The organism is Cedecea sp. B1(4), assembly GCF_059414925.1.
Window position 1 is genome coordinate 561,409 of sequence record NZ_JCAHMZ010000002.1, and the last position, 14,299, is coordinate 575,707.

Below are 14,299 nucleotides of genomic sequence, written 5' to 3' on the forward strand. Positions count from 1 at the left end.
ATGAAACAAGCCGCGGAAAGGACGACACAGGCGTTTTTTGCCATTTTCGCAGGATGTGAAACACCATGACTTCAACGAATACAAGCTATGAACCCTGGCTGCAGGCCATGCTGGCCGTCGCGCGCCACTATCGGCTGGATTTCTCGGAAGAGCACGTCCGCGTGGTGGTTAACCAGGAAAACCAAAGCCCGCAGCAGCTGGTGCTGGAAGATATGGCCCGCCAGCTTGGTTTAGCGATGCGTCGCGCCCCGGCGGACGTCTCGCTTATCGACCCGTGGCGCTTGCCGCTGGTGGCCGAGCTTGAGGGGGGCCAAATAGCGGTGGTTACCCATATGGATAATCACGGGCAACTGAGCCTGCAGCTTAGCGGCGATGGCGGCCTGGAGACGGTGATCGCTCGGGATGTGCTGGCCAAAAGGCTAAAAAGCCTGGTTGTGCTACGCCCGCTGAATTCAATTCCCGATGCGCGCGTCGATGATTACGTGAAGCCCTATCAGAAAAACTGGTTCTGGACGCTGGCGCTGAAAGACTGGAAACGTTACGGCGACATCATGCTGGTGGCGATGGCGGCCAACGTGCTGGCGCTGGCCGGGATGATCTTTTCCATGCAGGTGTATGACCGCGTGGTGCCCTCGCAGTCGGTGCCCACTTTGTGGGTGCTGTTTGGCGGCGTCATGCTGGCTATCCTCTTTGAATTCACCATGCGTATGCTCCGCGTTCATATTGCCGATGTGGTCGGCAAACGGGCCGACCTGCGTATCTCCGACAGGGTTTTTGCCAGGGCGTTACGCATTAAAAACAGCGCCCGGCCAAAATCTACCGGCTCCTTTATCTCGCAAATTCGCGAGCTGGAGTCGGTGCGCGAGCTGATTACTTCCACCACCATCAGTACCGTATCGGATATCCCGTTCTTCCTGCTGTTTGTTTTTATTCTCTGGCTGATAGGCGGCCCGCTGGTGTTCGTTGTGCTGCTGGCGATCCCGCTGCTGCTGATCCCAGGTTTACTGGTGCAGCGCCCGCTGGCGCACCTTTCGAATGAGGGGATGCGCGAGTCGGCCATTCGCAATGCCACGCTGGTAGAAGCCGTGCAGTCCATCGAAGACATTAAACTGCTGCGCGCCGAACAGCGGTTCCAGAACCAGTGGAACAACACCAACGACGTTGCCGCGGCGGTCGGGATGAAACAGCGCTGGCTGACCAGCCTGCTTATGACCTGGACGCAGGAAGTGCAGTCCATCGTTTACGCCGTGGTGCTACTCGTCGGCTGTTACCTGGTGATTAACGGTGACATGACTACAGGCGCCCTGGTGGGCACCTCGATTCTGGCCTCACGCACCATCGCGCCGCTGGCGCAGATTTCAGGCGTGCTTTCGCGGTGGCAGCAGGCTAAGGTGGCGCGCAAAGGGCTGGACGACCTGATGCAGCGCCCGCTGGACGATCCTGAACAGGGCAAGAAAGTGCATAAAGCCCACCTGCAGGGGAACTACCAGCTCAACTACGCGGCGTTTTATTACGATGAAGAAGAGAAGGTCAACGATTTGGACATTGCCAGCCTGACGATCCGCGCCGGGGAAAAAATTGCGCTTCTCGGGCGAAACGGTTCGGGTAAGAGCACGCTACTTCAGCTTTTGGCGGGGATGCAAACGCCTCAGCACGGCCAGATTTTGCTGGACGACACCAGCCTCGGGCAAATCGACACTGCCGATTTGAGACGCGACATGAATCTGCTCAGCCAGCAGGCGCGGCTCTTCTTCGGCTCAATACGTGACAACCTCACCATGGGGCGCCCGTTAGCCACGGACGAAGAAATCCACCGGGCGCTGGCGCTAAGCGGGGCGCTGGAATTTGTACAAAAACAGAAAAATGGCCTCAACTACACGATCAGCGAAGGCGGTAGTGGGCTATCGGGAGGCCAGCGGCAGGCACTTTTGCTGGCCAGAACGCTGATCCTGCAGCCGCAAATCTTATTACTGGATGAACCTACAGCGTGGCTGGATGAAGTCAGCGAGCAGCAGCTTATCCAGCAGCTTGGCCCGTGGCTCGGCAACCGCACGCTGGTGGTGGCCACGCATCGTATCCCAATTTTGCAGTTGGTTAACCGCATCATCGTGCTGGATAACGGCCGCATCGTAATGGACGGCCCAAGGGACCAAATCTTGCAGCAGCACGGTCTTATGGAAAAAAAAGCTGCCCCTCGCAGAACCGCGACCTTAAAACCGACAGGTGACACGGAGGTTCGGGCATGAACGACATCACGCGTTATAACAGTCGACTGAAAGAGCCGGCGCTTCCACGAGCAAGCCTGGTGGCGTGGGCACTTGGACTGATGCTGCTCGCATTTGTGTTGTGGGCAAACTTTTTCTCTCTGGACGAAGTGACCACCGGGGCTGGCAAAGTCGTGCCGTCCTCTCGCGAGCAGGTTATTCAGTCCCTGGAAGGCGGCATCCTCTACAAACTGGACGTTCGGGAGGGGGATATTGTAGAGAAGGGTCAGGTCCTTGCGCAGCTTGATCGCACGAAAACCGAGTCAGGCGTGCAGGAGAGTGAATCCAGGCTACATGCTGCGATGGCCACCGCCGCACGGCTGAAGGCAGAAGTAGGCGCCACGCCGTTGGTTTTTCCCGACATGTTACCCGGAGATAGCGAACTTGTTCGCCAGGAAACCGCGCTTTATAACTCGCGCCGGAGCAGTCTTGAAAAAGGGGTTGCCGGATTGCGGGAAGCCATTTCGCTGGTTCAGCGCGAGTTGGCGATGACGCAGCCGCTGGTTAAACAGGGGGCTGCCAGCAGCGTGGAAGTCCTGCGCCTGCAGAGACAAAAAAACGAGCTGGAAAACAAAATTACCGAAATGCAGAACCAGTATTACGTGCGCGCGCGCGAAGAGCTGGCGAAAACTAACGAAGAAATTGAAACCCAGCGCTCGGTGATGCGTGGGCGAGAGGACTCGTTAACCCGGCTCAAATTTACCGCGCCGGTCAGGGCGATAGTGAAGGGCATCGAGGTCACGACGGTGGGCGGCGTCATCCCGCCAAACGGAAAACTCATGACTTTGGTTCCGCTCGACGATCAAATGCTGATTGAGGCAAAAATTTCACCTCGTGACGTGGCGTTTATTCATCCCGGCCAAAAGGCGCTGGTGAAAATCACCGCCTATGACTACTCGATTTATGGCGGGTTAAAGGGCGTGGTGACCACTATTTCACCGGATACGATTCAGGACGAGGTCAAGCGTGATGTTTACTACTATCGGGTTTACATCCGCACCGATGTCAGCCAACTGACAAACAGGGACGGCAAAACGTTTCCGATATTTCCGGGGATGATTGCCACCGTAGATATCAAAACCGGCAGCAAATCGGTGCTTGATTACCTGCTGAAACCGCTGAATAAAACGAAGGAAGCACTCAGAGAACGATAATCAAAAAAGCCGGCGAATGCCGGCTTAATGCTGCTTAAAATATCGTCGGGTCGATATCCAGACCGTACATGATAAAAGAAAAATAATATCCAAAATAAGATTCAGCCGTTTCCATAAAGGTACGGTGTATTTCGAGCGTGCCCTCACTGTCTTCACTGAATAACCCGGCCATAATGCCGCAATTAACAATGCGTCTCAGATGCATTCTCGACACAAAAAGATCTTTGGACGTTTTATTATAATTAGGCTTCAGCCACCAGCGGCCATCATCATCCTGTTTTGCCCCCAGGTATATTCTCAACATAATGATATGCCCGGCATCTTTGTCAACAAACATGGCGCTGTTGGGTACCAGTCGACTTAAAATAACTTCGTCAAAAAGAAGATTAGCGCTGCGCCGGAAAAAATTTGCAAATGTGTTTTCATCCTCCAGGGCGTGAAACGACAGAGCATTTTCCGGTAGCAAAAATTTCAATGAAGGGATGGATATTTGCATATAGCTGCGGGTTTCATTGAGGCCCTTTACGCTCGGGGAATACAACAGGGCCCGGCGGTCATCCTCACTTTTTTCAAGCGTCATTCTGCCGGTGATGCGCAGCAGCGTGACCAGAGAATTCACGGTGTTCAGGCTGGTTAACCCCATTTTTACGCAAAACTCTTTGATGTCTGCGAGCACCGCCTGGCGGTCACCGTAGTGAAAACAGAGCAGGGCCAGAACCACATGAAAGCGCGAGCTTTGCAGAATGGTTTTATAAAAAAGCGGTTGTTTTTTATAGGTGATTAGCAGGTGATCATAATGATGTTGTATGGCTTCTCGAAAACGAGGATGTTTTTTAACTTGTTGGCTGTATTTTTCGATGGTGTCTTGAAGTTTGTGTCGTGTCATATTGTTTTTTCTCGGTATTCAGCTATGGCGCAAATGCCCCATAAAACGACTGCTAAAGGCAGAGATAAAATGCACGTTATACGTGATTTTTATTTAGTGATTGCAAGTTGATATCGTTTTTGAGTATATCACTGTTTATTTTAAAGTTAAAAATATGATTCTGTTTTTTCTTGTTTTTAATTTTTATTAACCAAAAATGCTTATCGTTCTCATTTTTTTGATTTTGAAATTATGTGGAAATAATATCTCCGGGCAGAGGAAAACAGTGTGAGGTCATGTACAAAAAACATGCAGCGAGCGTTACGCCTGGATTGCTGTCTTTTCCGTCAGGTTTGCAGCCGATGTAGCAGTTAAAGTTGCGGCGACTTCGGTAAAATGTTTAAGGATTATGCCAACGAAGAACTCACTTTTGTTTCTGCTTCATCTTTAATTTTCTATTTTTTTTAGGGTTTAAAATGCTCTCCGTTCAGAGCGGGGGATAATACCTTAATTAAGATTTTGTTCATGGTGCTTCTCGCCATTTTATTATAATGCCCTATGCTTTATTTATGATATGGATATTGCTATGACTATTTGTAAAAGCATTAATCAATTTTTATTTGAACGAAAAAAGAGAAATTTAAGCGTTAATTTTAATCCTGCTAGTGCAAAGCCAGTTACTTATTATAAAACGATTGAAATAGGTGAGAAAAAGAATGGAGAGGCTACTCGACTCTGTCTAGGATACGTCAATGATTGTTTGGGTACAGGAGAGCCTGGCCTTATGGTGCATGGTTCTCAAAGCGGTAAGTTGTACATCATGGGGGATGGACCTAATCCTGTTTATCAGGCATTTACACCGGAAGAACTTCACCGTTATCTTATTTTTCGCCATTCACTTGACCTCTCGAGAGATAAAAGACCGCTACATCTTTTAAGCTGTTATTCTGGCGAGGCAAAAGAAAATTCTGAAGAGCTTAGCGTGGCGCAGAGACTAGCTAATGTATTGCAGAGAAGAATATATGTATATGGTGGATATGCGCGCTTATCTTATAACTCTGAATATCAAGGGGTTTTAGGTCTTTTAAATAATCAGGGAATTATTTTTAAGCAACGAGAACCTTCTGATACTAAGCCGAGAGTCCCCCTCGTAGGGACGTTAGTTTCTCCAGTCTCACCATTTTAACTCCTTAAAGAAAGGGTAATGTTTTAGCCAGCGGCGAGTGGTATCGTCGTGGCTAAAAGGCAGGTTTTGTCCTTAACAGCGGGCTGTGAAAAGGGAGCAATAGTTATCTTTTGCTACAAAAACAGGCTTCGGCAGTCGTCAGAAAAGCAAGATACAAAGTCTTTCTATACTCATCTTTCATGTGATATCGTAAGTTACATGATATTTAAAAGGTCATTTTGATCTTTTATCCATGATGGTGATGTTTAGCCGCAGTGCACCGCCGGAGGTGAAATGATGAACGACACAAATGATATCTTTAACGCGGAATTTTCCCGTCAGTACGATGCCAGCAGCGAACGTCTGAAAGACATATCTAACAACCTGCACGCCTTGCTGTCATTGCTTCTCAGGGATCTTCCGGCTGAGGCGAAAGTGCTTTGCGTTGGCGTAGGGACCGGCACCGAAATCGTCCGGCTGGCAAAACAGCATCCTGAGTGGCATTTTACCGGGGTCGATCCTTCCCCCGATATGCTGGCCGTCTGTGCAGAAAAGCTTGAACGGGAAGGGCTGAGCGGCCGCTGTGAGCTGATTGTAGGACACGTCAAAGATGTCCCGGAACAGGATGAATTTGATGCTGCGCTGTGCTTACTGGTGGCGCATTTTATTCAACATCCGCAGCGGGGCGGGATCTATCAGCACATCGGCGACAGGCTAAAACCCGTGGGACAGCTGATTGCCGCAGAAATAGCGGGAGATATGGCGGACCCCGATTTTGACGGGCAATTAAGAAACTGGGTTGCGCTGCAGCAGGCCTATACCCAACGCCAGCGCGATATTGCTGAGGTAAAAGCTGAGCTCAACCAGCGGTTGCTCTTGTTGCCGCCTCGCCAGACCGAAACTCTGCTGCGCGAAGCCGGGTTCGCCAGCGTAACACCGTTCTTCCAGTCGCTGCTGATTCACGGCTGGCATGCGGTAAAATCCTCAGGCGGGCGGGAATAGCACGCAGCGAAACTGAGAGTTCATCGTTTTTTTCTTCGTAATGACCAACTATAACGCCTTAATTAAGGTGTTATAGTTGGTTTGTTATTTCATTTATTATCTGGTTAGCTGCTATTCCGGCGCAGTAAAAGAGAACTCGGAGGAGCTAAGTATTGCGCAGCAATTGGCGAATGTCTTTCATGGAAAAATATGGTCATAGGGTGGTCATGAGCAAATCTATCATTATGGTAGGCACCAAGGAATAATCGGTATGATAAATAATGTGGGGGTGTTTACATTCATGTTGAAAATAAATTTAAAAAGACTAAACCAATGATGGTGACGCCACATTTTTATTATTCATGACAAACCAAAATGACTACCTAAGCCAGGTCGAATATTTAGTCTCGGCGTTAAATAAACGGCGCGCTGTAATAGCGCGCCGCAAACCCTTTATTTACTGGTCGTTTCCTCTGATTTCACAAGCGTTGGCGTTTCGTTAAAGAAGTTCCACGGCTTCAGCAGGGCATGTACCCACTCGGTCGGCATGATGGGCCACTCTTCGGCGCGGGCGATATGCGTGGTGCCGGTGGTTAGCCAGACCACATTATCCGTGTTCTCAAGCGACTGATTGTCTTTGCTGTAAGCCCCTAAACCGGTGTCGTGCGCAGAGCGGTTAGGGTATTTCCCTTCGGAATAGCGCTCATCCGGGTTATAGCGGGTCACCCACAGCTGCTTATCCATAAAGCTCAGGCGATGATAAATCCACTCGTCCGGTGCAAACTTCGCGCCGGTGGCGACCGGGTGAGTCCCGCCCGCATACGGGAGCAGCTGGTAGGACACCGGGTTGCCCATGCGGTTTTCTTTGTTCGGATTGCTCAGCAGGCGGACAGTGCCAGGGTCAAATTTCTGCGCGGCGTCCTGCTCGTTTTTGATCGCGTATTCATTCGTTTGCATGGTGCTGGTGCGTGGGCCGCCGCTGGTATTTGTCTTCACCACCGGATCAATCGCGGTCAGGCTGTTGTTTTCGCCGTCCACGTCCAGGTCCAGACGGAAGTTGTAGATGTGCTGATGCGTTGTGCCGACAATATTATGGTCGATCAGCGTTCCGTACCGGGTATCTTCTTTGGCGCTGGCATCATGCATGGTTTTAGCCTTCACGCCTTTTACCGCCTCAATGCCGGTCGCGCCTGCATCAATGCCAATGGTGCCGTTCTGATGGAAGACCCAGTCAAAGATGTAGTCGTAGTTACCGACGGTGCTTATCCAGCGGATCACCAGCTCACGGCGTTCGCTGCTAACGTTCGGCTGCCCCATTTCCTGATGTTTGTATTCCGGCCCAGCGTAGCGCTCGAAAATAGCAATAGCTCGCGGAATGGTGGTAGGTTTACCGGTGTAATCGGCCAGGGTTTCGTCCAGCAGGACCGCGTTAGCCGGCGCATCTTTGCCGCGCACGATAGGGGACGTGAGCGTGCCCATGCCGTAATCTCCTGCGTCGAGATACGCTTTAAAATACCAGCCGATGTCCGGGTCGCCATACGGCACAATCATCCCGCCGAGCGATCCTTCATACATGATCTTCCGTTTAGTGCCGTTGTCGTTGTAGGTCACGGTGGAAATAATCGGGCCAACGCGGGAATTCAGGCGCAGGTGCAAATCCCAGTTTTGCCAGTGAATCGTGTCGCCGGTAATGGTGTAGTTTTTTCCTTCAGGCTCAATGATATCCAGCGGCTTGAGGTTGGCGGCCTGCCGGTCGCGGCCATCATAAGGGCGGGGCGTCATCGGCACAGGAATGACCGGGCCTTCCTCAATTTTGATGATTTTTTTCTGCTCGAGATCCACCACCGCGACCAGGTTTTCAATCGGATGCGCCCAGTAGTTGCCGTCGCCAACGTCAAGGTAGCTCACCACTTTCAGCAGGCGCTGATCCTGCTTCAGGCCGTCTTTACCGTCGAAATAGCCAACCGTCAGCGGCGTTGTGACGACCTTCGACGGATCGCTGATACCGCGTTTTTTCACCGCTTCCGCGAATTCTTTGCTGTTGTTGATGATTGACTGCACGCTGGCAAAATCGTCCAGCAGCACCATGCCCTGTACGCCTTCGATAGGTTTCCAGCTCTTAACTCTCCCGGCGGCCAGATCCACCGTGGCTTCAATAATATGGCGGCCATCCAGCATGATGACGTCCGCCTCGCGTGGTTGGCTGACGCTAGTGCCCTCCATCACAAACTTCCAGACTTGTTCTTTAGGCGGCTCGCGTAGTGAGATTTCGGTAAAGCGAATAGTCGGCTTGTAGTCAGCCGCGTTTTTGATTATCTCCACCGTTTTATTAATTTCGCCGGTGCTCAGAGAGTTCAGCGGGTGCGGCTTTTTCTCGACGGCAAAGGTTTGATCCAGCCCGGACTGGAAGACTTCATTGATAAACCCTTCGGAGATAAACGCCGTTTTGCCTTTAAAGATCACCGGCACTTCAAGCTTCAGCGTTTTGCCGTTAACGATCGCGGAGGTGGCGTTGGGCTTCACCTTCACATAGGCACCATCTTTCACGAGGGTGAACATCTGCGCGTAATCGTCCCACTGGACGTCGGCGCCAAAATCCGCCAGCGTTTTTTGCATCGGCACCATATGTGCCTCGCCGCCGTGGGCAAAAGCGGGGGCGTTAATCCCCGCCGAAGTCAGGAGCGCAATAGCCAGCGCCAGCGCTTTTTTTCCAGTTTTCATTGTCATCGCTTTCTCACCTTAAAAGTGCGTTGTGTTGTTATGTGCGTGCTGGATAAAGACTGTCGGATTCAACATAACAACTTCCGCCAGGGCTTCCCTTGTGCTCCCTGCCAAGTGTTTTGCTGTGGTTGCCAGAATGAGGGATCGAGGAGGATTGTGACTCCGGGTCGATGAGCGTGAGGTTAACTTCAGCCCTCACTCCGACCCTCTCCCAAAGGGAGAGAGGGAAAACAAAAGAGAGGGCGTTTTTTATTTTCCCTCTCCCTTCCAGGGAGAGGGTTAGGGTGAGGGGCAAAACAGAATCGGTGACGAAGTCTTAAGAGGCAAAATCTCCGTGCAGACGGGCCACCAGCGTCAGGATCGAGTAGCGCGCAACAGTCTGCTGATGCTGGTTGGTGATATCCACCGCCCATTCCACCACGCCAACCGGCTTATCTTCCGCCGTCTTCTGAGGCTTGGCGGTTTTGCGTTTGCAGGTCAGGCGCACCTGAATGGTATCGTCGATTTTTACCGGCTCGATAAAGCGCAGGTTTTCCATGCCGTAGTTGGCAATCACCGGCCCGACGCCTGGGTCAACAAACAGCCCGGCGGCGGCAGACACCACAAAGTAACCGTGCGCCACGCGCTCGCCGAAGAACGACTCCGCCGCGCCAATTTTGTCGGTATGGGCGTAGAACCGGTCGCCGCTCAGGTTGGCGAAGTTGGTGATATCAGCTTCGGTGACGGTGCGGCGGGCAGTCAGAATACTTTCCCCGATGCGCAGCTCCTCAAAATGTTTGCGGAATGGATGCACGGCGTCCTCGTGAACTTTTGCGCCGTAGTTCCATTGCCCGCTAACGGCGGCCAGCATCGTCGGGCTGCCCTGAATGGCGGTGCGTTGCATATAGTGCTTCACCGCCCGCAGGCCGCCGAGTTCTTCCCCGCCGCCCGCGCGACCAGGGCCGCCGTGCACCAGCATCGGCAGCGGGGAACCGTGCCCGGTGGATTCCACTGAAGATTCCTGGTTCAGCACCTGAAGGCGTCCGTGAGCGCGGGCCGCGCCGAGAATAAAGTGACGTGCCGTTTGCTCATCGGCGGTCACCAGCGTCCCCGCCAGGCTGCCCTGGCCGGCGCGGGCCAGCGCCATGGCATGTTCGGCATCCCGGTATGGCATTACCGTCGCTACCGGGCCGAAGGCCTCAAGCTCATGCACCGCAGGCGTTTCGTCAGGCTGTTGGCAAAGTAGCAGGGTTGGCGGGAAGAACGCGCCCGGCTGCGCAGTATCGGCCTTGCCGCCCAGCAGGACATCACAGCCGGCGGCAACCAGTTGGTCGACTTTCCGCTGCACGTCATCCCGCTGCTCAAGGCTGACCAGTGCCCCCATGCGCACGCCTTCTAGAGCCGGGTCGCCGGGCTGTATTTTTTCCAGTTTCGCTTTCAGCACTTCAATCACCGAACCCAGCCGGTTTTGCGGCACGATAATCCGGCGAATGGCGGTGCATTTTTGCCCGGCTTTGGCGGTCATCTCGCGCACGACTTCCCGCACGAACAGCGCAAATTCAGGTTGTTCAGGCGTGACATCTTCCGCCAGTACGCAGCAGTTCAGCGAGTCGGCTTCCATGGTGAAGGGAATTGAACGGGTAACGATATTTGAGTGACAACGTAACTTTTGACCGGTGCTGGCCGAGCCGGTGAACGTCACCACGTCCTGCTCATCCAGGTGCTCAAACAGATCGCCCACGCCACCGCAGATCAGGCTTATCGCCCCGTCAGGTACCAGCCCTGATTCCACAATCACTTTCACCATCACCTGAGTTAACTGCGCGCTCGCCGTGCCGGGCTTAATAATCGCGGGCATCCCGGCCAGCCAGGTTGGAGCCAATTTCTCGAGCATTCCCCAGCAGGGGAAGTTAAAGGCGTTGATGTGCAGCGCTACGCCTGACTTCGAAGTGAGTACATGGCGGGCCGCGAATCCACCCTGTTTGGACAGCGGCATCAATTCGTCTTCCGGCCACAGCGTGTCGTCCGGCAGCTCGCGGTTACCCATGCCGGCGTAGGCAAACAGCGTGCTGATACCGCCTTCAATGTCTACCCAGCTGTCGGCGCGGGTGGCACCGGTCTGGTAAGAGACCTGGTAAAACGCTTCTTTCTGCGCCAGTAGGTGCTTAGCCACCGCTTTTAACATCGCGGCACGTTGAATAAACGTCATCGCCTGCAGCGCTTTGCCACCTTGCGCAATGGCGAAGTGCTTTGCCGCCGCCATATCCGCCCCTTCGCTGGTAACCTGCCACAGCGGTTCGCCGCTAACGGCATGAAAAATAGTTCTTTCTTTTCCCTGGCCGCTAAACCACGTCCCGGACAGATAGCTGGTTAACTGTTGCATCTCACTCTCCATTACATGCTGCATTTAATCATTACAGTGTTTGTTTTATGAATCATAAAAATCAAGCTGTAATTTAATAAATTGTTAACATTGTGATGGGTTGTGTTTTTTGTTTTTGATTTATCTCAATGATAAGTATTGTTTCTGCGATATTTAACGTGATAGCCCTCACAAACATACGGTGTAATCTTTGCGATCTTCGTTAACTTATCTGTAACTTTTAATCATTAAGTGATTCGCAATATCGCAATTTGTTGAGTTAAATTGAATCATAAGGTGATGCCGTGACAGAACAAGAACGCTTTGATGAGCGCATCCAGCAGGAAACAGCCATCGAACCACAGGATTGGATGCCGGAGGCTTACCGCAAAACGCTGATCCGTCAGATAGGCCAGCATGCGCACTCGGAAATCGTCGGCATGCTGCCGGAAGGTAACTGGATAACTCGCGCCCCCAGCCTGCGCCGCAAGGCCATTCTGCTGGCCAAAGTGCAGGATGAAGCCGGGCACGGGTTGTACCTCTACAGCGCGGCGGAAACCCTGGGCTGCGCCCGGGAAGATATCTACCAGAAGATGCTCGACGGCAAGATGAAGTACTCCTCCATCTTTAACTACCCGACGCTCAACTGGGCCGACATCGGCGTGATTGGCTGGCTGGTGGACGGGGCCGCCATCGTTAACCAGGTTGCGCTGTGCCGGACCTCCTATGGCCCGTACGCCCGGGCGATGGTGAAAATTTGCAAAGAAGAAAGCTTCCACCAGCGGCAGGGATTTGAAGCCTGCACCGTGCTGGCGAACGGCAGCCCCGAACAGCGCCAGATGCTGCAGGACGCCATTAACCGCTTCTGGTGGCCGGCGCTGATGATGTTCGGACCCAACGACGACAACTCGCCGAACAGCGCCCAAAGCCTCGCCTGGAAAATCAAACGCTTCGGCAATGACGAGCTGCGCCAGCGCTTTGTCGACAATACCGTGCCGCAGGTTGAGCTGCTGGGCATGACCGTGCCGGATCCCGATCTGTATCGCGATGAGGCCACGGGCCATTACCGCTTTGGCGAGATCGACTGGCAGGAATTCAACGAAGTGGTGGCCGGGCGCGGCTTATGCAACGAAGAGCGCCTCGCCGCCAAGCGTAAAGCCTGGGAAGAGGGAGCATGGGTGCGCGAAGCCGCCCTTGCGTATGCCGAAAAACAACAGGCCCGCACCGCCGCCTGAAGGAGTAAGAGATGAGCAAAATTTACTGGCCGCTGTACGAAGTCTTTATTCGCAATAAAAATGGGCTGTCCCATCGCCACGTTGGCAGCCTGCACGCCGCCGACGACCAGATGGCGCTGGAAAACGCGCGCGACGCCTACACCCGCCGCAGCGAAGGCTGCTCCATCTGGGTAGTGAAAGCGAGCGAAATCGTCGCCTCCCAGCCGGAAGAGCGCCCGGAATTTTTCGACCCGGCAGACAGCAAAGTCTACCGCCACCCAACGTTTTACACGCTGCCTGACGGCATCGAGCACATGTGAGGCCGCCAATGACACGCGATCCTGTAGCGACCTACAGCCTGCGCCTCGGCGACACCTGCCTTGTGCTGGCCCAGCGCTTGAGCGCCTGGTGCGGCCATGCGCCGGAGCTGGAGATTGATTTGGCGCTGGCCAACATTGGCCTCGACCTGCTCGGCCAGGCGCGCAACTTCCTGACCTACGCCGCCGAGCTCGAAGGCGAGCACCTCGACGAAGACAGGCTGGCCTTTGGCCGCGACGAGCGCGAGTACCGCAATCTGCTGCTGGCGGAACAGCCCAACGGTGATTTCGCTGAAACGCTGGTGCGTCAGTACTTGCTGGACGCGTGGCACGTCTCGCTGTTCAGCCGCCTGGTAGAAAGCAAAGATCCGCAACTGTCGGCCATCGCAGCCAAAGCCATTAAAGAAGTGCGCTATCACCTGCGCTTCAGCCGGGGCTGGCTGGTTCGCCTGGGCAACGGCACTGAGCTTTCGCAGACAAAAACGCAAAGTGCTTTAAACAAACTATGGCGCTTCAGCGGCGAAATGTTCGTTGCCGATGAGCTGGAAACCATGCTGGCGAAGCAGGGCATCGCCGTCGACTCGCTTAGCCTCAAGGCCGAATGGCTGCAAGAAGTGACCGCCGGACTGAGCGATGCCTCGCTGCAGGCCCCGGCAGAGCAGCCATACCGCACCGGTGGGAAGCAAGGCTTACACACCGAACACCTCGGCCCGCTGCTGGCTGAAATGCAATACCTGCAGCGCGCTTACCCGAACCAGCAGTGGTAAGGAGGAGAGGATGCAAACCGCCACGCTTCAGCCCGCTGCCGTCCGCGACGTCTGGCGTCTGCTGAGTGAAATCAGCGACCCGGAAATCCCGGTGCTGACCATCACCGACCTCGGGATGGTACGCAGCGTCGAGCACCGTCCGGACGGCTGGCATATCGGTTTTACGCCCACCTATTCCGGCTGCCCGGCCACTGAATTTTTGCTGGCCGCCATCCGGGAAACGTTGGAAGGCGCAAAGATAAGTCCGGTGCACATCAGGCAGGTTTTGCATCCCGCCTGGACGACGGACTGGATGTCGCCGGAGGCGAAAACCCGGCTGCGCGAATACGGCATCAGCCCGCCGCAGGGACATGCCTGCCACGCGACGGTCGCCGCCCAGGTAACTTGCCCACGCTGCGGGAGCGAACACACGTCGCTCATCAGTGAATTCGGCTCCACGGCCTGTAAAGCGCTTTACCGCTGCGACAGCTGCCGGGAACCCTTTGATTACTTTAAATGTATTTGAGGATG

General features: G+C 53.8%; 11 protein-coding genes. 8 read left to right on the forward strand and 3 right to left on the reverse strand.

Translation table 11 applies throughout. The features are described 5' to 3' along the window. Positions 1 to 65 precede the first annotated feature (65 nt). Positions 66 to 2,246: a type I secretion system permease/ATPase gene (locus ACR6JA_RS05995; protein WP_213714489.1), complete on the forward strand. Its 2,181-nt coding sequence runs from the start codon at positions 66 to 68 to the stop codon at positions 2,244 to 2,246. Next, entirely contained in the window at positions 2,243 to 3,418 is a 1,176-nt protein-coding gene (locus ACR6JA_RS06000) for an HlyD family type I secretion periplasmic adaptor subunit (protein WP_213714487.1), read from the forward strand. Before ACR6JA_RS05995 ends, ACR6JA_RS06000 begins: the two co-directional genes overlap by 4 nt. 34 nt (positions 3,419 to 3,452) lie before the next feature. Here ACR6JA_RS06000 and ACR6JA_RS06005 read toward each other — a convergent pair whose 3' ends face one another. Further along, positions 3,453 to 4,304, reverse strand: a complete 852-nt coding sequence (locus tag ACR6JA_RS06005) for a hypothetical protein (RefSeq protein WP_213714485.1) — start codon at positions 4,302 to 4,304, stop codon at positions 3,453 to 3,455. Positions 4,305 to 4,869: 565 nt separating this feature from the next. Between ACR6JA_RS06005 and ACR6JA_RS06010 the strand changes: the two genes are divergently transcribed. Both ACR6JA_RS06010 and ACR6JA_RS06015 read left to right on the forward strand, forming a co-directional pair. Next, positions 4,870 to 5,469 carry a hypothetical protein gene (locus ACR6JA_RS06010; protein ID WP_494493065.1) on the forward strand — a complete coding sequence of 200 codons (600 nt, stop codon included), beginning with the start codon at positions 4,870 to 4,872 and terminating at the stop codon, positions 5,467 to 5,469. Positions 5,470 to 5,742: 273 nt separating this feature from the next. Next, positions 5,743 to 6,450 (forward strand): class I SAM-dependent methyltransferase, encoded by a 708-nt coding sequence (locus ACR6JA_RS06015; RefSeq protein WP_250153546.1) that lies wholly within the window; start codon positions 5,743 to 5,745, stop codon positions 6,448 to 6,450. Positions 6,451 to 6,882: 432 nt separating this feature from the next. Here the strand turns inward: ACR6JA_RS06015 and tynA are convergent, their stop codons facing one another. Both tynA and paaZ read right to left on the reverse strand, forming a co-directional pair. Further along, complete coding sequence (gene tynA, locus ACR6JA_RS06020) at positions 6,883 to 9,156, reverse strand: primary-amine oxidase (RefSeq protein ID WP_494493066.1); 2,274 nt, start codon at positions 9,154 to 9,156, stop codon at positions 6,883 to 6,885. Between the two features lie 310 nt (positions 9,157 to 9,466). After that, on the reverse strand, positions 9,467 to 11,512 hold the full coding sequence (gene paaZ / locus ACR6JA_RS06025; RefSeq protein ID WP_494493067.1) for a phenylacetic acid degradation bifunctional protein PaaZ: 2,046 nt from the start codon (positions 11,510 to 11,512) through the stop codon (positions 9,467 to 9,469). Between the two features lie 284 nt (positions 11,513 to 11,796). Between paaZ and paaA the strand changes: the two genes are divergently transcribed. From paaA to paaD, 4 genes are read left to right on the forward strand one after another with little or no spacing between them, the layout of a single operon-like run. Continuing rightward, positions 11,797 to 12,726, forward strand: a complete 930-nt coding sequence (gene paaA / locus ACR6JA_RS06030) for a 1,2-phenylacetyl-CoA epoxidase subunit PaaA (RefSeq protein ID WP_494493069.1) — start codon at positions 11,797 to 11,799, stop codon at positions 12,724 to 12,726. Between the two features lie 11 nt (positions 12,727 to 12,737). After that, on the forward strand, positions 12,738 to 13,025 hold the full coding sequence (gene paaB, locus ACR6JA_RS06035; protein WP_494493070.1) for a 1,2-phenylacetyl-CoA epoxidase subunit PaaB: 288 nt from the start codon (positions 12,738 to 12,740) through the stop codon (positions 13,023 to 13,025). Positions 13,026 to 13,033: 8 nt separating this feature from the next. Next, the gene (paaC, locus tag ACR6JA_RS06040) at positions 13,034 to 13,789 is read left to right on the forward strand and encodes a 1,2-phenylacetyl-CoA epoxidase subunit PaaC (RefSeq protein WP_494493071.1); all 756 of its coding nucleotides are present in this window, start codon (positions 13,034 to 13,036) and stop codon (positions 13,787 to 13,789) included. Positions 13,790 to 13,799: 10 nt separating this feature from the next. Then, positions 13,800 to 14,294, forward strand: coding sequence for a 1,2-phenylacetyl-CoA epoxidase subunit PaaD (gene paaD / locus ACR6JA_RS06045; RefSeq protein ID WP_494493073.1), 495 nt, complete (start codon positions 13,800 to 13,802; stop codon positions 14,292 to 14,294). The last annotated feature ends 5 nt before the right edge of the window (positions 14,295 to 14,299 follow it).